The sequence below is a fragment of the Acetobacterium bakii genome, assembly GCF_001263355.1.
Taxonomy (GTDB): domain Bacteria; phylum Bacillota; class Clostridia; order Eubacteriales; family Eubacteriaceae; genus Acetobacterium; species Acetobacterium bakii.
Genome location: NZ_LGYO01000008.1, coordinates 30568 through 55094 on the forward strand (window position 1 = coordinate 30568; position 24527 = coordinate 55094).

A 24527-nucleotide genomic window follows, 5' to 3' on the forward strand; every position below is an offset into this window, starting at 1 on the left:
ATGATCTCTACCTTGAAGGATGCTTGGAAAATTCCGGATCTAAGGCGAAAGATTACCATAACGCTGGCGCTGCTGTTTATTTATCGGTTGGGAGCTTTTATACCGGTTCCTTTCATTGATACTGCACAGTTGGCTCAGCTCGTCAATAGTGGTGGAATTTTTGGGCTATTTAATATAATCTCCGGAGGTAACTTTGGCAACTTTACGATTTTTGCCATGAGTATTACTCCGTATATTAATGCATCGATCATTATGAATCTTTTGGCCTTTGCTGTTCCAGCTCTGGAAAGACTGCAAAAAGAAGGGGAAGAGGGACGCAAGAAACTTGCACAATATACCCGCTTTCTGACCATTATTTTGGCATTGATCCAGGCACTTGGAATGAGTTTATCCTTCGGTGATCTTTTGATTGAAAAATCAGGGTTCACAATCTTTGTGGTGGTATTAACAATCACTGCAGGTACTGCTTTCCTAATGTATTTAGGAGAACAGATTACAGAAAATGGTATTGGAAATGGTATTTCGCTGATTATTTTTGTCAGTATTATTTCAAGGATTCCTGAGGGAGTTTATGGAATGTATAAATATGTGACTGTTGGAACATTGTCAATTATTAGCTTGTTAATATTTATTATTTTCATTGTTGTGGTTGTGTTTGCAGTAGTGGCAGTTCAAGAAGGTCAACGAAAAATTCCAGTTCAATATGCAAAACGTGTTGTTGGAAGGAAAATGTATGGTGGTCAAAGCACTCATATTCCAATGCGAGTGAATATGGCCGGAGTAATTCCGATTATTTTTGCCAGTTCATTAACTTTATTTCCGGCAACTTTAGCAAGCTTTTTCCCCACATCTGATTTTGCAAATTGGGTATCAACTTATTTTGCATGGGGAACATGGATGACAAATATTATTTATATTGTATTGATTATTGCATTTACGTATTTTTATACGGCGGTAACTTTTAATCCTTATGATATTGCAGAAAACATTAAAAAACAGGGTGGATACGTTCCTGGAATCAGACCTGGAAAACCAACTGTTGAATATTTTACGAGAATTATGAACCGTTTAACATTATTCGGTGGAGTCTTCTTAGCAGTCATTGCCGTTATTCCTATTTTTGTAGGAAATTTCATGGGAGTAAATCTGCAATTCGGGGGAACGAGTCTACTGATTATTGTTGGTGTGGCTCTGGAAACTGTAAAACAGATTGAATCTGAAATGATGATGAGACACCACCAGGGATTTTTGAAATCATAAAGTGAACTGGAGATGAATGAGAAATGAGAATTGTATTATTAGGACCCCCGGGTGCAGGTAAAGGGACACAGGCAAAACGCATTTGTGAAACCTACAATATCCCTCATATTTCAACCGGAGATATTTTCAGAGAAAACATGAAAAATGATACGCCACTTGGTATAAAAGCCAAGGAATATATGGCTCAAGGACTTCTGGTACCCGATGAACTCGTTGTTGATATGGTAGAAGATCGCCTTAAGCACGAGGATGTACTCAACGCCGGATATGGTTATTTACTGGATGGGTTTCCGCGGACGGTTTTTCAGGCAGCTGCGCTTTGTGCAATTAATGCCAAAAAGGACTGTGAATTGGATTTTGCAATCAATCTGGATGTCCCTTTGGATATTCTAATTGAACGCGTTTCTGGACGTCGGATCTGTCCAAAATGTGCGGCAACATATCACATAAAATACAAAAAACCATTGGTCGATGGAATTTGTGACCTTGATAAAACACCCTTATATCAACGAGACGATGATAAAAAAGAAACTGTTGAAAAGCGGATCGAGATTTATCAGGATCAGACATTTCCGTTGATTACATTTTATGAAGATAAACAAAAGATAATTAATATTAATGGACTACAACATATGACTGATGTCTTTAATGACATCGAGAAAGTCCTGAGTGGAGTTAGATAAACATGATAACCATTAAATCCCATAAGGAAATTGATCTCATGAGAAAAGCTGGCAGCATTGTAGCCGGCGCTCACGCCCTTGTGGGTAAGATGATCAAACCTGGGGTAACAACCCAAGAATTAGACCGAGCAGTCGAAAAATACATTCGCGATGCTGGTGCAGAACCAACATTTAAGGGTTACAATGGATTTCCAAATTCGATTTGTGCTTCGGTTAACGAAGTCGTCGTTCACGGGATTCCGGGAAAACGCAAATTACTTGAAGGTGATATTATCAGTATCGATATTGGTGCTACCTTTAAGGGATATGTCGGTGATGCAGCAGTAACTCATGGTGTAGGTACTATTTCAGATGAGGCCCAGAGACTTATTGATGTCACACGGGAATCATTTTATCGAGGAATTGCCTATGCCAGGGACGGATACAGATTGTCAGATATTTCAAATGCAATTCAAACATATGTCGAGGAAAATGGTTTTTCCGTTGTTCGCGACTATGTCGGACATGGTGTTGGAAGTAAAATGCATGAAGATCCGCCTATTCCAAATTATGGAGCAAAAGGTCGTGGTCCGCGATTAAGACAGGGGATGACGTTAGCCATTGAACCAATGGTGAATGTCGGAACCTATGATGTTGTAATGCTGGATGATGATTGGACAGTTGTCACAACGGATGGTAAGCTTTCTTCACACTTTGAGCATTCACTGCTCATTACGGGAACCGGCGAACCTGAACTTCTGACAGTACTTCAGGATGGTGAGTAAATGAATGATTTCAAGGTTGGACAGGTGGTTCGCTCCACAGCTGGCCGTGATAAGGGTCATTTTATGGTAGTGGTAGAAGTGGTAGATGAAAATATTACCCTTGTATGTAATGGTAAGCTTCGCAAAGTCAGCAATCCCAAGAAAAAAAAGATTAAACACTTAGCGAAAACTAATCACATTGTCAAAGAAATTCAGGAAAAAGCATTACAAGGAAGCAAGATAACAAACGCTGAGATAAGAAAAATACTCGAGTCCTATCATGCACCTGATGGTGCGGGGGATGAGAATCGTAAGGAGGTTTGATCAATGGCCAAGAAAGATGTTATCGAGGTTGAAGGATCTGTTATAGAATCCTTGCCGAATACTATTTTTATTGTTGAATTGGAAAACGGACATCAGATAACCGCTCATATTTCAGGTAAGCTGCGCATGAATTATATTCGTATTTTACCAGGAGATAAGGTAGTAGTTGAATTATCCCCATATGATTTGACCCGTGGGCGTATCGTATGGCGTGGAAAAGGGAAATCATAAAGGAGGATATTACAAATGAAAGTAAGAGCATCAGTAAAACCCATTTGTGAAAAATGTAAGGTTATTAAGAGAAACGGTCGTGTTATGGTAATTTGTGAAAATCCAAAACACAAACAACGACAAGGTTAAGACAAAAATTACAGAAAAATAGAGCATGGGCGCGGCAATTTTACCCATGTTCATTACATAAAGCGAAATGCTTCACTGGGAAAAGAATGAGGTTACATCACTAACTTGATTTAATGCTCAGTATTAGAAAACTAATTTAGGAGGTACACACCCTATGGCAAGAATTGCCGGAGTCGATTTGCCCCGAGATAAGCGGGTAGAGATTGGATTAACTTATATTTATGGTATTGGACATTCAAGATCACTAGAAATCTTAAAAGCGTTAAATATCAATCCAGATACCAGAATTAAAGATCTGACTGAAACTGAAATCAATGATCTCAGAAATATTTTAGACGAAAAATACACTGTTGAAGGTGATCTTCGTAGAGAAGTGAATCTTAATATTAAGCGACTTATTGAAATTGGATCTTATCGAGGGTTACGTCATCGTCGTGGTCTACCTGTTAGAGGGCAAAAGACTAAGACGAATGCTAGAACTCGTAAGGGTCCTAAACGAACCGTCGGAAGAAAGAAATAGGAGGGCTTAAAAAATGGCAGTAAAAAAAGCAAGAAGAAAAGTTAAAAAAATTAAAAAGAACATTGAACGTGGCCAAGCCCATATTCAATCTTCTTTTAATAATACAATTGTTACCATTACTGATATGGCCGGTAATGCAATAGCCTGGGCAAGTTCAGGTGGTTTAGGTTTTAAGGGTTCTCGAAAAAGTACGCCTTTTGCGTCACAAATGGCAGCAGAAGAAGCAGCTAAATCGGCCATGGAACACGGTATGAAAAGCGTTGAAGTTCTCGTAAGAGGTCCAGGTTCTGGACGTGAGGCAGCGATACGTGCCTTACAGGCAGCTGGATTGGAAATTACCTTAATCCGTGATGTAACACCAATTCCACATAATGGCTGTCGACCACCTAAGCGACGACGAGTATAATGGGAGGGCGAATATAATGTCAAGAAATATAGAAGCATCATGTAGACAATGTCGACGTGAAGGTACAAAATTGTATCTTAAAGGCGAACGTTGCTACTCAGCCAATAAATGTGCGTTCGAAAGACGTCCAACACCACCGGGTCAACACGGTAAGAGACGAACAAAGATTTCTGAATATGGTCTTCAATTACGTGAAAAGCAAAAAGCAAAACGTATTTATGGGATCCTCGAAAAACAATTCAGAGGTTATTTTGAAATTGCTGAAAAGCAAAAAGGAATTACTGGTCATAACTTATTAATTCATTTGGAATCGCGTTTAGATAACGTTGTTTATCGATTGGGTCTGGCAACTTCTCGTAAAGAAGCACGTCAATTAGTTGATCATGAGCATTTCCTTGTTAATGGAAAAAAACTGAACATTCCGTCATATATTACTAAAGATGGCGATGTGATTGAAGTTCGACCTAAGAGCAAGAAATCTCAAAAATTCAAAGATATCCTTGAAGTAACAGAAAGTAGAACAGTTGCACCATGGTTATCGAATGATTTAGAAACATTATCAGGTAAAATCATTGGCAGACCAGCAGTTGAAGACTTAGATATTGAAATTGCTGAACATCTTATTGTTGAATTGTACTCTAAATAGACTACATGTTCCGGAACCAATTAACCCTCATGTTAATGGATGGATTTATAATAAGAAGGAGGGTCTTGAGTAAATGATCGAATTTGAGAAGCCAATCATCGAAATTGTTGATAAAAAAGATGACGAAACCTACGGGCGTTTTGTAATTGAGCCTTTAGAAAGAGGCTATGGTACAACGCTTGGGAATAGTCTTAGAAGAATTATGCTGTCTTCCCTTCCCGGGGTCGCGGTAACATCTGTTAAAATCGAAGGCGTATTACACGAATTTTCTACCATTCCCGGAGTAAAAGAGGATGTTATTGAAATCCTTTTGAACTTGAAAGGTCTGGCTGCTGCTATTTATGTGGATGAACCAAAAATCATTTATATTGAAGCATCGGAAGAAGGCGTAATTACAGCAGGCGATATACTTGCGGATTCTGATGTTGATATTCTTAACCCTGAAATGCACATTGCAACCTTAGCTAAGGGAGCAACCCTTAATATGGAAATGCGTATTGAACGAGGTCGCGGATATGTTGCAGCTGATAAAAACAAGTACCCAGGGATGCCCATTGGGACCATTCCGATGGATTCAATTTTCTCCCCGATTAAAAAGGTTATTTTCCTTGTGGAAAATACTCGTGTGGGGCAGATCACGGATTTTGATAAATTAACAATTGATATTTGGACCGACGGTACCACAACTCCTGAGGAAGCATTATCCCTTGCGGCTAAGGTATTGAGTGAACATCTCAACCTGTTCATCAATTTGACTGAACATGCAACCACTGTGGAAATTATGGTCGAAAAAGAAGAAAGTGAAAAAGAACGCATTCGCGAAATGTCGATTGAAGAATTAGAACTTTCAGTACGGTCCAGCAACTGTTTGAGACGTGCCAATATAGACACTGTCGAAAAACTAACACAAAAAAGCGAAGAGGATATGATAAAAGTTCGTAACCTTGGACGTAAATCACTGAATGAAATCAAGCACAAACTAGCAGAAATTGGATTGTCCTTGAGTCAGGAAGAAGAAAAGGCAAAGGAGTAAACTATGGCGGGATATCGTAAACTAGGCCGTCCCTCTGATCAACGAAGAGCATTATTGCGTAATCTTACTACTGCCCTTTTAGAACACGGTAAAATAGAAACTACCGTAACCAGAGCGAAGGAAGTAAAAAGAATAGCCGATAAAATGGTCACACTTGGTAAAAGAGGCGACTTACATGCCAGACGACAGGCAATATCATACATCACACAAGAAGTTGTTGTGAAACGATTGTTTGACGAAATAGCACCTAAATATACGGAACGAAATGGCGGATACACACGAATTTATCGTGTTGGACCACGTCGTGGAGATGGCGCAGAAATGGCCATAATTGAATTAGTTTAAATTACATTGAAGAAAGGGGATTAAGAGGTTTTATTACGCTTAATCCCTTTCTTGTGTTAAAAATACCAATGATTAACACCAAAGAAGGTGAAAATAAAGTGATAAATGAAACAAAAAAAAGGATGATTGATGTACAAAATATTCAATTTATATATCCTCATGCTAATGAAGAAGAAAATGTCATCGCCCTTGAGGGAGTCGATTTTCATATAGATAAGGGAGAATTTGTGGGAATTATCGGCCATAACGGCTCAGGAAAGTCAACCCTCTCTAAATTACTAAACGCAATAATATTTCCAACCAAGGGAGATGTGCTGGTTAATGGCATGAACACCAAAGACAGAGAACACCTTTGGGATATAAGACAAACTGCCGGCATGGTTTTTCAAAATCCTGACAACCAACTGGTGGCCACCATTGTTGAAGAAGATGTCGCTTTTGGGCCGGAAAATCTTGGCGTTCCACCGCTGGAAATCAGAGAACGAGTCGATCGAGCTCTGGCAACCGTTGAAATGCAGGCCTATGCTCATCAAAAGCCACACCAATTATCCGGGGGACAAAAGCAGCGCATTGCTATTGCCGGTATCTTAGCGATGGAACCCGAATGTATCATCTTTGATGAGCCAACGGCTATGCTTGACCCATCTGGTCGTCGCGAAGTTATGGCAACCATAAAAAAATTAAATCGAGATAAAAACATGACAGTTATTCATATCACCCACTATATGAGTGAAATTATTGATGCTGACCGCATTATTGTTTTAGATAAAGGTAAAATTGTGATGGAAGGAACGCCAGAAAAGATATTTAAAAATGTTTTGGCACTAAAAGAAATTGGCCTGGATGTTCCTCAAATGACAGAGTTAGCCTTTGAGCTTCGAAAGGAAGGCATCGATATACGGGATAACATTCTTAGTATCGAAGAAATGGTAGCAGCTTTATGTCAGTAGAAATTAAAAAGCTAACCCACATCTATTCTCAGGGAACACCTTTTGAGTTCCAGGCCCTTAAAGATATTGACATCACCATTGAAGATGGTAGCTTTGTGGGTATTATCGGACATACTGGTTCAGGTAAATCAACTTTAATTCAACATCTGAATGGTTTATTAGTACCGACATCAGGGACAGTGGTAGTTGATGGTCTGGATATTTTCGCTGGAAAAAAGTCGGATCTTATTCAATTGCGTCATCGGATTGGTCTTGTTTTTCAGTACCCGGAACACCAGCTATTTGAAGAAACCGTTTATAAAGACGTCGCCTTCGGTCCGAAAAACCAGGGATTATCCGCGGCAGAAGTGGACCAGCGAGTTCGAAAGTCAATTAAAATGGTGGGGTTGGATTATGATGAGGTAAAGGACAAGTCGCCTTTTGAACTTTCAGGTGGGCAAATGCGTCGTGTGGCTATTGCCGGGGTGTTGGCAATGGAGCCGTCCGTTCTCATTCTTGACGAACCAACCGCGGGACTTGATCCCAGAGGTCGGGATGAAATTCTTGCTCAAATTAAAACCATGCACCAAAAGAATAAAAATACGGTGATTCTCGTATCTCACAGTATGGAAGATATTGGAAAATTGGTTGAGAAAATTTTGGTTATGAACGAAGGAGAAATTGTTTACTATGACACTCCCAATCGTGTATTTACTGAAATAGAAACACTGGAAAAGATTGGATTGGCCGTGCCCGAGGTGACTTATCTCATGGGAAAGCTAAAAAAGAAGTTTCCAGAAATTCGAGAAGACATTTTTACGGTGGAAGCTGCTAAAAATGAGATTCTCAGGGTCATAAGAGGATAGATAAATGTTAAAAGATGTAACAATTGGACAATACTATCCAACAGGTTCAATCATTCATAAACTGGATCCCAGAACAAAGATTTTATTCACCACCGCTTTTGTGGTGATCCTGTTTTTCATCAATAATCTTTGGGGGTATTTGGCTGTTTTCGGCTTGTTGGCAATAATCATACTGATGTCAAAGATTCCGGTGGGATACATTCTCCGGGGTATAAAGGGCTTAGTACTTATTATCTTGTTAACTGTAATATTAAATTTATTTATGACACCAGGAACAATTATTGCTTCCATTGGACCTTTTAATATTACGATGGAAGGCGCAAAAATAGCGACCTTCATGGCACTGCGGTTGATTTTTTTAGTCATTGGTACCAGTGTAATGACGTTGACAACTTCACCCATAGATTTAACCGATGGGATGGAGTGGAGTATGCGATTCATACCTTTTGTAAGACGTTTTGCTCATGAACTTGCCATGATGATGTCCATTGCGCTGCGGTTTATTCCTACATTGATGGAAGAAACTGATCGAATTATGAAGGCTCAAAAGGCCAGAGGCGCTAATTTTGAAACCGGAAATATTATTTCTCGGGCAAAAAATCTGATCCCGATTTTGGTGCCTCTGTTTATTTCTGCCTTCCGTCGTGCTGACGAACTTGCCACGGCAATGGAGGCCCGGTGTTACCGGGGCGGAGAAAACAGAACACGGATGAAACAGCTTGTTTTTGCAGGTCGGGACGTGGCAGCTTTTGTGGTGATGTTTGTGATGGTTGTCGGTTTATTGGCAACGACCATGATTAACATACCGCTACTTTTTCCGGTATAGCGTAATAATGAAAAACATACAATTAATCATAAGTTATCGCGGTACCCATTATTGTGGTTGGCAAATCCAACCCAACGGCATCAGCATCCAAGAATTGATTACCCGGGGCATTACTGAATTAACCGGTGAATACGTCAACCTCACTGCTTCAGGGCGAACTGATGCCAGGGTTCACGCCTTGAAGCAATGTGCTAATTTTCTGACGTCTTCAACGATACCGCCTAATCAGTTTTTTCAGGCACTGAATACAAAATTACCCCCAGATATCCGGATTCTTTCAAGTAAAGAATGTGCCAGAAATTTTCACAGCCGTTATGACGCAAAAGGGAAATCCTATCTTTATAAAATATATGAATCCAATGTTGCCAGTCCTTTTGAGTCGGATCTGGCCTTTCATATCAGCAAATCCCTCGATTGGCAGGCAATGAAAGAGGCAGCAGAATATTTTATGGGAGAACATGATTTCAGAGCATTTATGGCAAGTGGCAGTTCGGTGAAAAATACCGTCCGAACCATTGAATCGATCTCTTTTGAAAAGAAAGAGGATATTTGGGAAATAACCTTCAAAGGAAGCGGCTTTCTGTACAATATGGTGCGTATTATGGTAGGTACGCTTTATGAAGTGGGTTTTCATCGTATTGCACCAATGGAAGTTTCAGGAATCATACAGGGATTGGATCGAAGTAAAGCAGGTGTGACGGCACCAGCCCATGGATTATATTTAAAAGAAGTTTTTTATTGAAAATCATCTTAAATTCGAACAAAATACTTGACACGCCCGGCCAGATGCTTTACAATTAATGATGGACGTTAATGTATCACTAGCCCCGATACGGACAAATACGATTTTCGATAAATCCCACTTTATCGAAACCCAAAAATGAAATTATATAGAATATTATCGAACTGAGGAGGACTTTGAGATGAATGCGAACGCTACGATTATGGCCAAATCTCATGAAATAGACCGTAAATGGTATGTTATTGATGCAGAAGGCAAGGTATTAGGACGATTGGCGACTGAAGTTGCCAATATTATACGAGGAAAAAACAAACCTATCTTTTCACCACATATGGATTGTGGAGATTTTGTTATTATTATTAATGCAGATAAGGTTGTTTTAACCGGTAACAAGTTAGACCAGAAATTATACAAAACATATTCTGGATATTGCGGTGGGTTAAAAGAAATGACCTACAGAAAATTCTTAGCTGAAAAACCAGAGCTTTTGGTTTTCAAAGCAGTAAAGGGCATGATCCCACACAATAAGCTTGGAGATAAGGTTGCAACAAAACTTAAAGTTTACGCTGGAACCGAACATCCACATGCTGCTCAAATGCCAGAAGTTTACGAATTTTAATGCTGAGAAGGAGAATATAGATAATGGCTAAAGTACAATATTTAGGAACTGGAAGAAGAAAAACCTCGGTTGCCCGAGTTCGTTTGTTACCAGGTAGTGGAAAATTCACAATTAACGGACGTGACATTGATGAATTTTTCGGAATGGAAACTCTAAAGGTTATCGCAAGACAACCATTAACCTTAACCGATACACGTGACACATTTGACATCATCGTTAATGTTCATGGTGGTGGATTTACAGGACAAGCCGGAGCAATCCGACATGGAATTTCACGTGCGTTGCTAGAAGCAGATATTAATCTGAGACCAGCACTTAAACGTGCAGGTTATTTAACCCGTGACTCCAGAATGGTTGAAAGAAAGAAATACGGTCTTAAAAAAGCTCGTCGTGCTCCACAGTTTTCAAAACGTTAATATCAGACTTTTTTCAAAGTCCTGCGACATTCAATGTTGCAGGACTTTTCAGTGTAACGCTATAATAAATTAAGAAAGCAGGAATTTATGAATAACAAACAACCTATTATCAACATTGCTGTCATCGCCCACGTCGATGCAGGGAAATCTACCTTGGTAGATGCCCTTTTAGGACAAAGCAATGTTTTTAGAGAAAATCAGGAGGTCGTGGACTGCGTAATGGACAGCAATGATCTAGAACGTGAACGTGGGATCACCATTTACTCAAAAAACTGTTCCATAATGTACAAGGATATTAAAATTAATATTGTTGATACCCCAGGACATGCCGACTTTTCATCTGAGGTTGAACGAATCCTAAAGACAGTTGACACTGTAGTTCTTCTCGTTGACTCCAGTGAAGGCCCCATGCCACAAACCCGATTCGTACTTAATAAATCATTGGAAAAAGGATTAAACCCAATCCTTTTTGTCAATAAAATAGACAAAAAAGATCAACGTGCCGAAGAAGTGGTTGATATGGTTTTTGATCTATTTGTTGAGCTTAAGGCTACAGATAAACAATTGGATTTTCCAGTTCTATATGGGGTTGCCAAAGAGGGTACTGCTATCAGAGATATGGCGGATGAACAAATTGATTTAGGACCTCTTTTTGAAACCATTGTTGAACATGTTGGTTTACAGGATGATACAAGCCTGGAACCATTACAGATGCAGGTTTCTTCACTTGCTTACGATGATTACATCGGCCGTTTGGGAATTGGCAAGATCTATTCCGGAACCATCCATGCAGGCGAACAAATTGAAGTATGCAAGCAAGATGGCACTTTTAAGAAAGATAAAATCAATCAGGTTTTTGTTTATCGCGGCTTAGCTCGTGTGGAAGTTAAAGAAGCGAAAGCCGGAGACATCGTTGTTATTTCAGGAATTCCAGATATTTCCATTGGTGAAACCATTGGTGAAATCAATCAGGTTCAACCGATGGAATTGATTGAAATTGAGCAACCAACACTGTCAATGAATTTCCTTGTAAATAAATCACCTTTTGCCGGCGAATCTGGAAAATTTGTTACCACAAGACATATTCGGGCCCGTCTCGAAAAAGAGCTTGAAGTAAATGTTGGATTATTGGTCGAAGATCTTGAAGATACTACCGATGGATTTAAGGTTTCAGGACGTGGAGAGCTTCATCTTTCAATTCTTTTGGAAAACATGCGGCGCGAAGGTTATGAAGTTGCTGTTTCCAAACCGGAAGTTATCATGCACCGGGATGAAAAAGGCAAGCTTTTAGAACCGGTTGAAAGTGTCATTATTTCTGTGCCGGAAAAATACTCAGGTGCAGTTATTTCCAAGCTGAATGTTCGAAAAGGACGGATGGAAGGAATGTACAGTGATGAAGGCTGGGCCCGTTTAGAATTTTTAGTTCCCACCCGAGGTTTGCTGGGTTACCAAAGTGAATTCATTAATGATACTCATGGTGAAGGAACAATGGTTCGTCGTTTTGCAGCTTTTGAAGATCATAAGGGTGATATTCCGCAACGTCAAAATGGGGTTCTTATTTCCCAATTTAATGGTGAGACGATGGCTTATTCGCTGTTTAATCTAAGTGATCGTGGCGAAATGATGGTTCGAGCAGGAACAAGAGTGTATGAAGGCATGGTTATTGGAATAAATAACCGAGCCGATGATATGACTGTAAATCCAACTAAAAATAAAAAAATGACTAATGTTCGTTCTTCAGGAACTGACGAAGCCTTAAAGCTCATTGAGCCACGCGTCATGACTTTGGAACAGGCACTGGAATTTATTAATGATGATGAGTTGGTGGAATTAACCCCAACCGATATTCGTATCCGCAAGAAAGATTTATCTGAATTGGATCGAAAGAGAAAAGGTCGTTAAACAATAATGAATCGAACACCCATCGGGGTGTTCTTTTTTTAAGATTACTTTTAAATTTGAAATAATAAAATAACTATCAGCGTTTCACAGGATGAAAGTTAAAGATAAATTAATTCGAATATGGTACAATTAATCGCTTAAAGAAAGGTGGTACATAGATGGAAATATACAATAAACAACGGGACCGAAACCGGGGAATGACTCAAAAATCATTTAAAAGTTATGCTTTTCTAATTGCCTTTGGGGTTTGTCTTTTTGTTGCACTCATAAATATTAAGGATCTTTTTAGCTTCTTGGGGGTATTTATCAACATTATTACTCCCATACTCATCGGATTAGGGATTGCTTTTGTACTTAATATTCCGATGACATTTTTAGAAAAACATGTATTCAAATTTTTAGATAAAATCAAGACTAAAAAAAGAAAAAATATGACAAAAGTTAAACGTGTTTTGGCGATTACATTTACTTTTCTTTTGATTCTGGGGGCAATTGCCGGGATTATGACTTTTATTATTCCCCAGTTAAGCGCCAGCACGAATACCCTCATTGAAAAACTTCCGGATTACATTATTTCCTTTAATAATTTTATTGATGACATTCTTGCCTTTTTCCAAATACCAGACAATACATGGAATCAAGTCGTTGAACAGTGGAATATGTTGATGGATCAATTGGTTAACACCATTATTAGCTCGGTGCCTGAGATCTTTGACGCCACTAAAACGGTAACCATTGGTGTATTTAACAGCTTCTTAGGAATTGTTATATCCATTTATTTACTATCGGATAAAGAAAAACTTTTGGCATTAAAGGATAAACTCATGCTTGCCTATATACCCAAAGATCGGGCAGATTTCATAGAAGATGTCAGTGTGACGGCCAATCGAGTCTTTCATGGTTTCATTGCCGGACAATTGACAGAGGCCCTGATTTTAGGGACAATGGTTACGATTGTGTTAGCCGTATTACAAATCCCCTTTGCGTTGCTTATTGGTGTTTTAATTGGAATCACTAGTATTATACCTGTACTTGGAGCATTTTTGGGCGCAGTACCGAGTGCCTTCATTCTATTGGTGGTAAACCCCTGGTATTGTTTAATTTTTATCATTGTTATCATCGTTTTACAGCAGATTGACAATAATTTCATTTATCCCAGAGTGGTTGGAAATTCCGTCGGACTTTCCGGTCTTTGGGTTCTCATCGGCATGTTTATTGGTGGCAGTCTCTTCGGGTTCTTGGGAATTATTTTAGGAATTCCCACGTTTGCTGTCTTCTATTCAGTATTTCGCCAGATAACCAATGAACGCATTGAAAAACTTGCGGAAAAAGTATAAAAAAATAAGGGATAATTCCTTATCTGAGTTTATTGTTAAAATCGTCCTGGGGACAATGGTAAATCGTTGTCGGCTGCATGATCGTACAGGTTGAGACCTGTTCGCCATGATGCCGACAACTGATGTTACGATTGTCCCCAGGACTTACTTTCTATTTGTATATTATTGTCTTAAATAAGGGAAAATCCCTTATTTTTTTTTGTGTTCAGAATCTTTTTTGGTGGACTTGTTTTTTTCAAGTTGTTGTTTGGCCATAGAACTCATTTTGGTGAGACTCATGGTGAAATTTTGAAAGCCGGCATAAAAAGGATGTCGCTGATCAGGTGTGCGGATGTCGCCGCTTTGGTCTAAGAGTCGGTTGGGGGGATGATTGTGATGAGGCAGACGGGATTCAGTGCCGACAACCACACGCCGGCCGGCAATGCTGTTAAGAAGAATATTCACAACATCCCAGGCTGCTTCATAAGCCACTATTTTATTTTTATTTTTAATGATTTGGGTACAATATTTTCGAATAAATTCAGCTGAAAAGCCCTGGCTGTTAAAGGTAACGCAATTTGACACTTTATTTCCATCCACAATGGTAATATATTGACCATTGTTTCCTCCCTTGGAGTGTCCCGTCATGGTATAAGAATCAAAATTAAAGGCCGCATCTACCTCATGAAAAAAGTCCAGGGCTTTTAGCTGTTGCGGCGTATCACAGATAAAGCCACCCTTGATATTATCGACCCAGCCAATCCCTGTGGTCCCCCGAAATGCGATGATTGCAGTATTTTCGGTCAGGTCAGAAAAGCAATAGGCAACGAGGCCATTTTGAGGCTGGTTGGTGTAGGCAAGGACATTTAATGATGTTAATCGTGGATTTCCCTTAATTAGGCCAAGGGATAGAGCCCATTCTTTGGATGACATGGCGGCATCGCCTTTAAGGGTGTCTACTTTTTCTAAGAGTGTCGCCACCATTTCTTCCAAAGAGTAATCTGGAAGGGCAATTGGATCCGTTGGAAGATCCAATGCGGCCAGTTGACTGATTAAATTGAGTTCACTATGATATAACATAATTAATACTTCCTAAAAATCATATTTTTAAAAACTATTGTCCATCACTTATAGTGTCAAAATCATCAGATTTTAATTTCTTTTTGCTTTTCACCAGAAGCGCTTTATATACTTCTAAAGACTCCTGATGGTCACGATGGGCCATGTTCGGAAAGGCATTGAGAATGCGGCGATGAGTATAATTACTAAATCGTTTATTTTCCTGAATGCGATTTGTCAGATTCATTACCACTGTATGGGCGGAATCCTTAGCATCTGCAAGTCGACCATCTTTAAGATCCACAACCTTTGCAATCAGATCATGAGCGGTATTAATACCTTTCTCTTTAAGCGAATTCTTAAGTTCAGTGGTTGCTTCATAAACAGAACCAAGCTTTTTATTAAGATCCAGGGTTTCACGAGTGGATTCAATAACATCGCCAATAAAAAACACGCCGGCAGAGGTGGCAATGACTATTAACCAAAAGGATGAAAAGCTTTGAATAATACTCTGCACAAATGGATGAATCCCATACATGAGCACTAAAGACATCACCCCAAAAAGAATAGAATTAAGCAAACAGATGCGACCATTGATATTGAATTTGTGAGCGGAGTAGTCCCACCATTTGGCATGGAATAATTTTTCCATGCCCCAACTGGTGACATATTCTAATGTACTGGTAATCAATACCCCCATTAAAAAAAGTATGGGTGCAAAACCAATGAAAGGCGCTAAGAACATGACGATGATAATGGCACCCACTCCATAGATCGGGCAGTAAGGTCCATTTAAAAACCCCCGGTTAATAAATTTCTTTTGTGGGATTGAGCAATAAACAACCTCACAGCTCCATCCAATGATTGCATAGAGGAAAAAATAAGTGAACAGGAGACTAAGATTATAATACATAAATAATTCCTTTCAAAGCTTTCGTTTATGCATTATTTTATCATAATAATTTACGGTCTCAAAGGTAAATATTTTACATCTGAAAATTTTCAGTAAAAAGCAAATATTTACAGAGGTTGGATGGATAAGTTTTTGTTTTTTCAAAAGATATGGTTTATAATAAAGATAATCATTAAATACAGGCATGGATGGTATTTTTACATTATACTTAAAAATATTAATGAAACCCTGAAAACGGAGGAATCATATTGAAAATTATTGATTTAGACATCACAGTCAGTGAACAGTTAATCGACATAACACAAAGTGTTCGAGATTATATAGCGGAAGTAAGATTAAAGGATGGATTTGTACATATTCAAATACCAGAGCGATCATCAGCAGTTACCATTGCTATTAATGATGACTGGCGACTGGAACGGGAATTTTTTAAAAAATTAAATCACCTCATGCCAAAGTATGATGGGATGATGTTTACCGGATGGACCACTACGAATGTCAAAGCATCGATTTGTGGAATGACCATTCAGATCATGGTTCAGGATGGAACATTAATTCTTGATAAAAATCAGAGTGTTTATTTTATAGAATTTCACGGCCCGGGGAAACGGCATTATTTTATGTCAACAATGGGAACAACGCTTCCAATTGGGGAAGAACCCAAAATACCTGATAGCTTAAAAGCGCTGTATGAAGAACGCACTGATTTAAAATCTGAACAGGATCGTATTCAGGAAGAAATGCGAGTAGAATGGCGATTAAAAGAAGAAAAACGATTGGAAGAAGAAACGCGAAAAAATAAATGAAGTTTACAATAGCGAAGGCGTATGCAATCAAGTATTGCTGCGTCATTTTCTATGAGGTGTATTTAAGGATAAAAAATGCTGTTTAATGGAAAGGTGAAAAAATGAGCTGGGAATTATTAGCAAATAATAAGGCGATCAGAACCACAGAACTGTCAGATTTTACAAATAATAAGATGGCAATTCCAGCGGAAGTGTCAACTTTTTTTAAGGGTGAAGGCGAACGTCTTGCCTTAATGTATGAAGGTCGGGAGTACCCCGCTTATATTGAATCGGAAGGTGGCAATCAAAAACTTAATTGGAGCAAAGTTCTGCAACGAAAACTTGCGGAAACATTTCCTGAATACAATACCTGGTTTGCAGATGAAACAGATCCATTAAAGACACCACGGCTGGAGTTTATTAAGCATGATGATCATTATGATGTGCGTTTTATCTTGGGAACAGACGATGTTCCAGCAGTAGAAACCGCGACTCAGGCAATGCCCGAAGAGACAAGAAAGAATCCCGGGTCAGGTCTTAGGGAATTGTTTGCTAAATGGATTACCGGATATCAAAATTATTATCCCCGAGATTTTAGATTTTCATTTAAAGATATCATCAGTGATGATATTCCAAAAATTCTTGAGGGCTTTCCTAATATAAAAAGTGGAAAGTATTTGGTTCAGGGTTTTGCGGGGGATCACCAGTGGGCTGAAATTCCATGGGTGGCAGTTATGGACAGGCGGTTAACCGATACCATTGAAAAGGGTTTTCACTTAATCTATTTGCTTTCTATGGATAGCCGAAAGCTGTACCTGGCCATTGTTTTTGCAGAACCTGGGGCTGGCGCGAAAACACTTTCAGAGAAAGTAGATCAAATCCGCCGAACTATAGACACTGGAAGTTTTGAAACCAATCATCAGAAAGTTTTATTGGCAAATGCGACCTTAGTAGCAGGAATCCTTTGTTATCGCGAATATAGCGAAGATTTACCCGGAGATGAAATATTAGCAGCAGAATTCCAGGCAATGTTGAGAATTTATGATCAAGTGATCACAATGTCCGTCACACCGGAAGAGGAGTCAATCCTGGAGGCGCCAACTGCAGAGGTAACAAAAGTTATTGAAATGGACATAACCAGGAGGAATGGTTTTTTTGAGGAAGTGAGTGAAGCGAATTCCTCTGAGAAATTTTTGAAACCGCAAATAGCCGTAGTTGGTGAGTCTGAGATTGTTTTGAATGAAGAACTGATTAAAGATATAGAAAGGATTGAAAAAAAAGAGGCTTTCACAAACCGGGACATGGAAGAAAAAGTCTGTGACATTCAATCCCTTGATGAAACCAATAGGCCTGAAAAGGATGCTCCTAAAAAAGTAAGTATGAAAACACCGGGTTCATTACAAAAAAAATACCCTTTGAAAAATGAAACAATTACATCAGAGCTGAAAGCTGTATTGGCGAGAATGGGAAATAAAGGATTCTATTATTCCCCAGAGCTGGTTAAAAGCTACTATCTATCATTGAAATCAAAGCCTTTCGTAATGATTAAAGGGTCTGTGGGAAGCGGGAAAACAAGCTTACCCCGTCTGTTTGCAGAAGCTATTGGAGCAAATTCAGATAATGGACGTTTCCAACAAGTTCTGGTAGAAAAAGGCTGGGATGATGAAGAGGTATTATTTGGATATCTGGATAATCGGGGACATTTTGTTCCGGGACCAATAATGACATTATTAAAAAATTCACGTGAATATCCTGAAAAACCTCATTTTTTTCTTTTGGATGAAATGGATCAATCACCGGTTGAAAAATATCTTCGGAAATTATTGGAAGGGATTAATGGAAATAAAGAACCACTATTAAACAGAGATTATTTTGGCTCGGATGCTGGATCTTTCAGAGAATATGGAGGACTGACATTTGCCGATAATATTTATATTATTGGTACGATTAATGGAGGCGAAGAAAGCTATCCGGTTGCACCAAAATTTCTGGACAGTGGCAATACAATTGAAATGCCGGCTGTTGAAATTGGAGTTTTTCCAAATTATGGAAATCTTAATGGCGAGGACGACTGGGAGAACAATCAATTTAAAATGCAAAAGAAATCCCAGGGACTTCCTGGGATTATCGAAAATTTAATGTTGGCTTTAAGAAAACTTCAAGAGATCCTAGTGCGATTTGACCGGCCAATGGGTTATCGTTGTATTAATGAAATCTTAGCTTTTGGGATTAATAGCGGTGTCGAAGGGTTGTTTAATGAATTTGAAGTGATTGATCTGGGGATTGTTCAAAGAATCCTGCCATTATTGGATCAAGCTAAACATGACGAAGCAGAGCTGCTCAGAGGACTCGGCTTTTTCTGCATGGGGGATAACGTCGATGAAAAAACCTTTGAAGAGACTTGTATCTCCCTTAAAACATTGTTGATGGCTCAGGCAATGCCTTATCCACGCAGCGGTAAGCAACTCTTAAAAAGATTGAAGCAGTAAAAATAAAAAGAGATAGGGCAGTTGGCAAGTCAAATAAGCAAGTTTTATCGACAATGACAAGAGCAGTTGTATGTTTTGCTGCGAACAGGCGGATAACCTGTTCGCATTGATCAGTAAATTAGTAAGATGGGTACAGCGGCCAATTAAAAAGAGGTTATTATCTTTTAATTGGCTATTTTTTGCTCGGAAACCTTATTCGATAAAAAGCTGAGCAGCTCTTTAATTAATTCCTGACGCCTTAATATACCAATGAATACACCTTGATCATCAACTAGTGGAATGAAATTCTGCCGTGCTGCAAGATCAACCAAATGGTCAAAACTTTCATTAACTCGGGCAACCTCAATCTTTGTCTTAAATTCAATGTCCTTAATTTCAAAAGTATCCAAATCAATCTCTGGGTGAGCAAGACTTAGGGACTGAACCCTTAAAAGATCACCTTCACAAATAGTGCCAACATATTGCCCTTTTTTATTTATTACAGGCAGAGCGGTATAGTTAGTTAATACGAACATATTGTAGGCATGACGATAAGAATCTGTATTTGTTAAAAAGACCGTGTCACTCTTTGGCAATAAATAAAACAAATGGTTTTTCATGAAAAAAGCTCCTTATTCCTGAATTAAGATTTTGGGGTGTCCTACATCTTTATAATTTTAGCATGATTTGCATGAATATCCCTTAAATATTTTTCTTAATGAGGCTGTAATAATGATGAAAATATATTTTTCCATTTCACTGTTAGCGGTTGTTGGTGTATAATGTTAAAGAATTCTAAAAAGAGGAATGAAAATGGAAGAACTATTATTATATATACAATCGAGAATAACCATCGGAAGTGTCATTGAAGTCCTCATTATTACTTTTGTTGTCTACCGCGTATTATTATGGATACGGGGAACCCAGGCGGAACAAGTTTTTAAGGGTCTTATTCTTTTACTATTTCTTGCACCACTCAGTGCGTGGTTAGGTTTTACGACCTTAAATTTATTAATTACAAATGTTTTTACCTGGGCCTTTATCTTTATTGTTGTTGTTTTCCAACCCGAGTTTCGCTCAGCACTTGAACAGTTGGGGAACAATCAATTGTTCAAAGATATGTTAAGAAAACCTTCCATGGATTTTTTGCAAAACGATGTGGATGAGGTCATTAAGGCAGTTGGCAACTTAGCAAAAGAAGAAATTGGGGCTCTTATTGTTTTGGAAAAAAATACAGGACTTAAGAATATTGTAAACACGGGGATTGAATTGGATGCTGATATCAGCAATGAATTACTTGAGAATATATTTACGCCGAACCGTCCATTACATGATGGGGCAGTGATTCTTCAGTTTTGGACAAGGCGGATTCAGGCAGCAGGGTGCCTGCTGCCATTATCAGACAATCGAGATCTTGGTAGTGAATTGGGGACCCGGCATCGCGCCGGGTTGGGCATGACAGAAAAGTCTGACGCGATTGTTATCATTGTGTCAGAGGAAACGGGTCAGGTTTCATACGCTGCAAATAAAACCCTGTTCCAGGATGTGAATCCAGAAATGCTTAAACAGGTGATATTGGAAAATTTCACACTGAAAGACGATGGTAAAAACAACACCTGGTTTCATAAATTTTGGGAGAAAATAGATGGAAGTAAAAAAGAAAGTACCGGTGCATGAAAAAGTAATTCGTGTCGTAATAGCGCTGGGAATTGCTCTGATGCTGTGGTTTATAGTGAATGGCAATTCGGATATGATCATAAGTCAGGATTTTAACAGTATTCCCATAACATTAACGAATGTCGTAGGATTAACAGATAAGAATCTGATTTTGGCAGAAGATAAAAATTATTATCTTAACCTTCGGGTAAAAGGGACAGATAAAAATCTTAGAAAAATTAATACCAAGGAAATTACCGCTGAAGCTAATTTAGATGACATTGAAACAAAGGGTACCTATGACTTAGAAATAGCAGTTAAGGGATTACCGAATTCGGTAATCATTGATAGCATGAATCCCACAACATTACAGATTGTTGTGGATAATATCATTAAAGAAGATCTGGAAGTCAGTATTGCCGTAGAAGGCCGGCCAGCCAATGATGCAGTAGTAATTTCTGCAAAATCACTGGAAACAGTTGAGGTTGAAGGTCCCGAAGAATCCATTGCCAGAATTAAAGAAACCAGCGGAACTGCAAATGTAAATGGAATGGAAGCGGATACTACCCAACAGTTGCAGGTGATGGCCTATGATGCTTCTGGAAATCCAATTAATGATCTTGAATTTTTCCCGAGTGTTATTACAGCGGAAATAATTCTTGGGAAAACAAAGCCTGTTTCAGTCATACCTACAACATCAGGCAGTCCTGGTGATGGTTATGTGGTTTCAGAAGTTTTAGTGGAGCCATCGACAGTACTCATTGGCGCAAAGCCAGAATTAATTGATACCATTCAATCAATTACAATGAATCCAATTGATGTATCCGGTCAGACAAAAACATTCACCAGAGATGTCAATCTCACGCCGCCACCAGACTGTTATTTTATTGATGGGAATGATAAGGTGAAGGTTACCGTTAATATTGAAAATACGGTTGAGCGAAGTTTTACATTGGATAAAATCAATGTAAAAAATTTAGGTGCCGGATTAGTGGTTTCTAAAATGAAAGATTCAAAGGTCCTTCTCAGATTAGAAGGTGCCAGCAGTGCTTTAAATAGTTTGAATCCGGCTCAGGCAGAAGCTTTTATTGACTGTGCAAATTTGGGACCCGGGGAATACGAATTACCCATCCAGACTAATTTATCCCAGGCACTGGTAAAGTCGATTACTCCGGCAAAAACAGTTGTGACCATTCAGTAATGGGCAAAAAAATAAAAGTGCAAAAATTTACCTGAATTTTTATTCAAAATCTTGCAATTGACAATAATTTAACATATAATATCAGGAAGTAATTTTTTTAGAATTACTTAACACACCATAAAATTATTTTAAGGAGGAAATTAAAAGTGAAAAGAGTGTATAATTTTTCAGCTGGACCATCAGCATTACCCGTTGAGGTATTACAAAAGGCTGCTGATGAAATGGTATCATACGGGGATTCAGGAATGTCCGTGATGGAGATGAGTCATCGTTCATCCTATTTTATTGATATTCTTCATGAAGCAAAAAAGCTTTTTAAAGAATTAATGAATGTACCAGATAACTACGAAATCCTGTTTTTACAGGGAGGCGCGTCTACCCAATTTTCAATGGTTCCGCTAAATCTCTTGGCAAAGAGTAATAAATGCGACTTTATGGTCACCGGGAGTTGGGCTAAGAAGGCTTATCAGGAGTCAGCCCGTTATGGAGAAGCAAAGGTTATTGCATCTTCGGAAGATAAAACCTTTTCCTATATTCCAAAAGTAGATTCTAAGGATTTTACACCGGATGCTGATTTCTTTCATATTTGTGTTAATAATACGATTTTTGGAACCCGCTTTACCCCGGACAATTTACCAGATACCGGAAATGTGCCTTTGGTAGGTGATATGTCTTCAAATATATTATCAGAAGTATACGATGTTTCTAAATTTGGTTTAATCTATGCCGGTGCCCAAAAGAATATGGGACCTGCGGGTGTAACGGCTGTGATTATTCGTAAAGATTTATTAGGGCATGCCAAGGATTTCACACCAACTATGCTAAATTACAAAATTCATGCGGATAATGATTCAAGCTACAATACGCCGCCATGTTATGCTATTTATATTTGTAAGCTTGTTTATGAATGGGTCAAAGCCAATGGCGGCGTTGCCGGCATGGAAAAGGCCAATAAAGAGAAAGCTCAAAAGCTATACGACTTTATTGATAAAAGTAAGCTTTATAAAGGGACTGTTGTTCCCGAGGATCGTTCTTTAATGAATGTTACCTTTATTACCGGTTCAGATGAATTAGATGCTCTCTTTGTAAAAGAAAGCAAAAAAGCCGGTCTGGAAAACTTAAAGGGCCATCGCAGTGTTGGCGGTATGCGCGCCAGTATTTACAACGCCATGCCGATGGCAGGTGTTGAAAGTCTGATCGCTTTCATGAAAAAATTTGAAAGTGAAAATGCATAGTCATTATCACATTGAAAGGAATTAAACATGAATTGTAAAGTACAAACCCTCGATAATATATCAAAAAAAGGCCTGAAATTATTAGGCGAAAAATATACTGTATTGGATCATCCGGAAAATCCGGATGCCATTTTAGTAAGAAGTTTTAAAATGCACGATATGGATATTCCCGATAGTGTTAAATTTATTGGACGAGCCGGAGCCGGCGTGAACAATATACCGTTGGAAAAATGTTCTGAAAAAGGAATCGTTGTATGTAATTCTCCCGGTGCAAATGCCAACGCGGTGAAAGAATTAGTGATTGCCGGAATGCTCATTTCTTCACGTAAGGTTGTTGAAGGCATTGAGTGGGCTAATACCCTGGCGGATAAAGGGGATGATGTTCCAGCCCTGGTTGAAAAAGGCAAGAGTGCTTTTGGTGGACCGGAGCTTTACGGTAAAAAGATGGGCGTTATTGGATTGGGTGCCATTGGTGTTCTTGTGGCCAACATGGCCATCGACTTTGGCATGAAAGTTTATGGTTTTGATCCTTTCATTTCCATTGATAATGCCTGGGGTTTGAGTCGAAAAGTAAAACGCGCCACCAGTAAAGAAGAAATTTTCAAAAATTGTGATTATATCTCCCTTCACATTCCATTTATGGAACAAACTAAGGATTATGTAGACGCGGATTTATTAAAGAATACAAAAAAAGGTCTGCGATTGGTTAACTTTGCCCGAGGTGGACTGGTAAACTACGATGCTTTGGAAGATGCCATTGAAGAAGGCGTTGTGGCTGCATATGTAGCTGATTTCCCAAATGAACGTCTTCTTAAGATGAAGAATGTCATTAATATTCCTCATTTGGGTGCATCAACACCAGAGAGCGAAGAAAATTGTGCTGAAATGGCGGTTAATTCCTTAAAAGAATATTTGGAAAACGGCAACATTATTAATTCAGTGAATTATCCTGATTGTAATATGGGCGTATGTGACAGTGCTAACCGGATTACCGTGAATCATGCCAATATTCCTAAAATGTTAGGAAAAATCACCACAATTCTGGCAGATAATAATATTAACATTTCTGATATGGCCAATAAAAATAAAGGATCATGGGCTTATACCATGATTGATGTAGACAGTAATGTTGGCGAAGACGTAAAAACAGCCTTAAAAAGTGTTGAAGGTGTGACACGGGTTCGAATTATTAAATAACCACAAATAATCAATAAAGAAGTGGCTTCGGATATTCACTATCATTGAAGACCACTTCTTTATTTAAAAAACGGAGG

At 38.7% G+C, this 24527-nt stretch carries 28 protein-coding genes; 25 read left to right on the forward strand and 3 right to left on the reverse strand.

Going from position 1 to position 24527, the window contains the following annotated elements; all coding sequences use genetic code 11:
• From secY to AKG39_RS03660, 19 genes are all read left to right on the forward strand, one after another.
• Positions 1-1260 carry a preprotein translocase subunit SecY gene (gene secY / locus AKG39_RS03570; RefSeq protein ID WP_050738987.1) on the forward strand — a complete coding sequence of 420 codons (1260 nt, stop codon included), beginning with the start codon at positions 1-3 and terminating at the stop codon, positions 1258-1260.
• 23 nt (positions 1261-1283) lie between these two features.
• Entirely contained in the window at positions 1284-1943 is a 660-nt protein-coding gene (locus AKG39_RS03575; protein ID WP_050738988.1) for an adenylate kinase, read from the forward strand.
• A 2-nt stretch (positions 1944-1945) separates the two neighbouring features.
• Positions 1946-2707 (forward strand): type I methionyl aminopeptidase, encoded by a 762-nt coding sequence (map, locus tag AKG39_RS03580; RefSeq protein ID WP_050738989.1) that lies wholly within the window; start codon positions 1946-1948, stop codon positions 2705-2707.
• A complete protein-coding gene (locus AKG39_RS03585) occupies positions 2708-3010 on the forward strand; it encodes a KOW domain-containing RNA-binding protein (RefSeq protein WP_050738990.1) in 303 nt (100 codons plus the stop codon).
• Positions 3011-3013: 3 nt separating this feature from the next.
• Positions 3014-3241 (forward strand): translation initiation factor IF-1, encoded by a 228-nt coding sequence (infA, locus tag AKG39_RS03590; protein ID WP_050738991.1) that lies wholly within the window; start codon positions 3014-3016, stop codon positions 3239-3241.
• 15 nt (positions 3242-3256) lie between these two features.
• A complete protein-coding gene (rpmJ, locus tag AKG39_RS03595) occupies positions 3257-3370 on the forward strand; it encodes a 50S ribosomal protein L36 (RefSeq protein WP_050738992.1) in 114 nt (37 codons plus the stop codon).
• 154 nt (positions 3371-3524) lie between these two features.
• Positions 3525-3890: a 30S ribosomal protein S13 gene (gene rpsM / locus AKG39_RS03600; RefSeq protein ID WP_050738993.1), complete on the forward strand. Its 366-nt coding sequence runs from the start codon at positions 3525-3527 to the stop codon at positions 3888-3890.
• 13 nt (positions 3891-3903) lie between these two features.
• Positions 3904-4296, forward strand: coding sequence for a 30S ribosomal protein S11 (gene rpsK / locus AKG39_RS03605; RefSeq protein WP_050738994.1), 393 nt, complete (start codon positions 3904-3906; stop codon positions 4294-4296).
• 16 nt (positions 4297-4312) lie between these two features.
• Entirely contained in the window at positions 4313-4942 is a 630-nt protein-coding gene (rpsD, locus tag AKG39_RS03610; RefSeq protein ID WP_050738995.1) for a 30S ribosomal protein S4, read from the forward strand.
• Positions 4943-5015: 73 nt separating this feature from the next.
• A complete protein-coding gene (locus AKG39_RS03615) occupies positions 5016-5975 on the forward strand; it encodes a DNA-directed RNA polymerase subunit alpha (protein ID WP_050738996.1) in 960 nt (319 codons plus the stop codon).
• A gap of 3 nt (positions 5976-5978) precedes the next feature.
• Positions 5979-6320, forward strand: a complete 342-nt coding sequence (gene rplQ, locus AKG39_RS03620; protein ID WP_050738997.1) for a 50S ribosomal protein L17 — start codon at positions 5979-5981, stop codon at positions 6318-6320.
• A 68-nt stretch (positions 6321-6388) separates the two neighbouring features.
• Positions 6389-7270, forward strand: a complete 882-nt coding sequence (locus AKG39_RS03625) for an energy-coupling factor transporter ATPase (RefSeq protein WP_050739192.1) — start codon at positions 6389-6391, stop codon at positions 7268-7270.
• On the forward strand, positions 7261-8115 hold the full coding sequence (locus tag AKG39_RS03630) for an energy-coupling factor transporter ATPase (RefSeq protein WP_050738998.1): 855 nt from the start codon (positions 7261-7263) through the stop codon (positions 8113-8115). The genes AKG39_RS03625 and AKG39_RS03630 overlap by 10 nt, the downstream gene beginning before the upstream one ends.
• 4 nt (positions 8116-8119) lie before the next feature.
• Positions 8120-8941, forward strand: a complete 822-nt coding sequence (locus AKG39_RS03635; RefSeq protein WP_050738999.1) for an energy-coupling factor transporter transmembrane component T family protein — start codon at positions 8120-8122, stop codon at positions 8939-8941.
• 7 nt (positions 8942-8948) lie between these two features.
• Positions 8949-9683 carry a tRNA pseudouridine(38-40) synthase TruA gene (gene truA, locus AKG39_RS03640; RefSeq protein WP_050739000.1) on the forward strand — a complete coding sequence of 245 codons (735 nt, stop codon included), beginning with the start codon at positions 8949-8951 and terminating at the stop codon, positions 9681-9683.
• A gap of 181 nt (positions 9684-9864) precedes the next feature.
• Positions 9865-10302 (forward strand): 50S ribosomal protein L13, encoded by a 438-nt coding sequence (gene rplM / locus AKG39_RS03645; RefSeq protein WP_050739001.1) that lies wholly within the window; start codon positions 9865-9867, stop codon positions 10300-10302.
• Positions 10303-10325: 23 nt separating this feature from the next.
• Positions 10326-10718, forward strand: a complete 393-nt coding sequence (gene rpsI, locus AKG39_RS03650; protein WP_050739002.1) for a 30S ribosomal protein S9 — start codon at positions 10326-10328, stop codon at positions 10716-10718.
• Positions 10719-10805: 87 nt separating this feature from the next.
• Positions 10806-12620: a translational GTPase TypA gene (typA, locus tag AKG39_RS03655; RefSeq protein WP_050739003.1), complete on the forward strand. Its 1815-nt coding sequence runs from the start codon at positions 10806-10808 to the stop codon at positions 12618-12620.
• A gap of 158 nt (positions 12621-12778) precedes the next feature.
• Entirely contained in the window at positions 12779-13957 is a 1179-nt protein-coding gene (locus AKG39_RS03660) for an AI-2E family transporter (protein WP_050739004.1), read from the forward strand.
• 189 nt (positions 13958-14146) lie between these two features.
• Here the strand turns inward: AKG39_RS03660 and AKG39_RS03665 are convergent, their stop codons facing one another.
• Positions 14147-15016: an Mbeg1-like protein gene (locus AKG39_RS03665; RefSeq protein ID WP_050739005.1), complete on the reverse strand. Its 870-nt coding sequence runs from the start codon at positions 15014-15016 to the stop codon at positions 14147-14149.
• A gap of 34 nt (positions 15017-15050) precedes the next feature.
• A complete protein-coding gene (locus AKG39_RS03670) occupies positions 15051-15908 on the reverse strand; it encodes a putative ABC transporter permease (protein WP_050739006.1) in 858 nt (285 codons plus the stop codon).
• A gap of 248 nt (positions 15909-16156) precedes the next feature.
• Here AKG39_RS03670 and AKG39_RS03675 point away from each other — a divergent pair, with 248 nt between their 5' ends.
• On the forward strand, positions 16157-16714 hold the full coding sequence (locus AKG39_RS03675) for a YjbQ family protein (protein WP_050739007.1): 558 nt from the start codon (positions 16157-16159) through the stop codon (positions 16712-16714).
• Positions 16715-16815: 101 nt separating this feature from the next.
• Positions 16816-19182 carry an MrcB family domain-containing protein gene (locus AKG39_RS03680; RefSeq protein WP_050739008.1) on the forward strand — a complete coding sequence of 789 codons (2367 nt, stop codon included), beginning with the start codon at positions 16816-16818 and terminating at the stop codon, positions 19180-19182.
• Positions 19183-19346: 164 nt separating this feature from the next.
• Here AKG39_RS03680 and AKG39_RS03685 read toward each other — a convergent pair whose 3' ends face one another.
• The gene (locus AKG39_RS03685) at positions 19347-19781 is read right to left on the reverse strand and encodes a CBS domain-containing protein (protein WP_050739009.1); all 435 of its coding nucleotides are present in this window, start codon (positions 19779-19781) and stop codon (positions 19347-19349) included.
• A 193-nt stretch (positions 19782-19974) separates the two neighbouring features.
• Here AKG39_RS03685 and cdaA point away from each other — a divergent pair, with 193 nt between their 5' ends.
• The 4 genes from cdaA (at position 19975) to AKG39_RS03705 (ending at position 24450) form a co-directional block, all read left to right on the forward strand.
• Positions 19975-20838, forward strand: a complete 864-nt coding sequence (gene cdaA, locus AKG39_RS03690) for a diadenylate cyclase CdaA (protein ID WP_050739010.1) — start codon at positions 19975-19977, stop codon at positions 20836-20838.
• The gene (locus AKG39_RS03695; protein ID WP_050739011.1) at positions 20807-22018 is read left to right on the forward strand and encodes a CdaR family protein; all 1212 of its coding nucleotides are present in this window, start codon (positions 20807-20809) and stop codon (positions 22016-22018) included. The genes cdaA and AKG39_RS03695 overlap by 32 nt, the downstream gene beginning before the upstream one ends.
• 146 nt (positions 22019-22164) lie before the next feature.
• A complete protein-coding gene (serC, locus tag AKG39_RS03700) occupies positions 22165-23253 on the forward strand; it encodes a 3-phosphoserine/phosphohydroxythreonine transaminase (RefSeq protein ID WP_050739012.1) in 1089 nt (362 codons plus the stop codon).
• Between the two features lie 27 nt (positions 23254-23280).
• Positions 23281-24450: a phosphoglycerate dehydrogenase gene (locus tag AKG39_RS03705; protein WP_050739013.1), complete on the forward strand. Its 1170-nt coding sequence runs from the start codon at positions 23281-23283 to the stop codon at positions 24448-24450.
• Positions 24451-24527 lie beyond the last annotated feature (77 nt).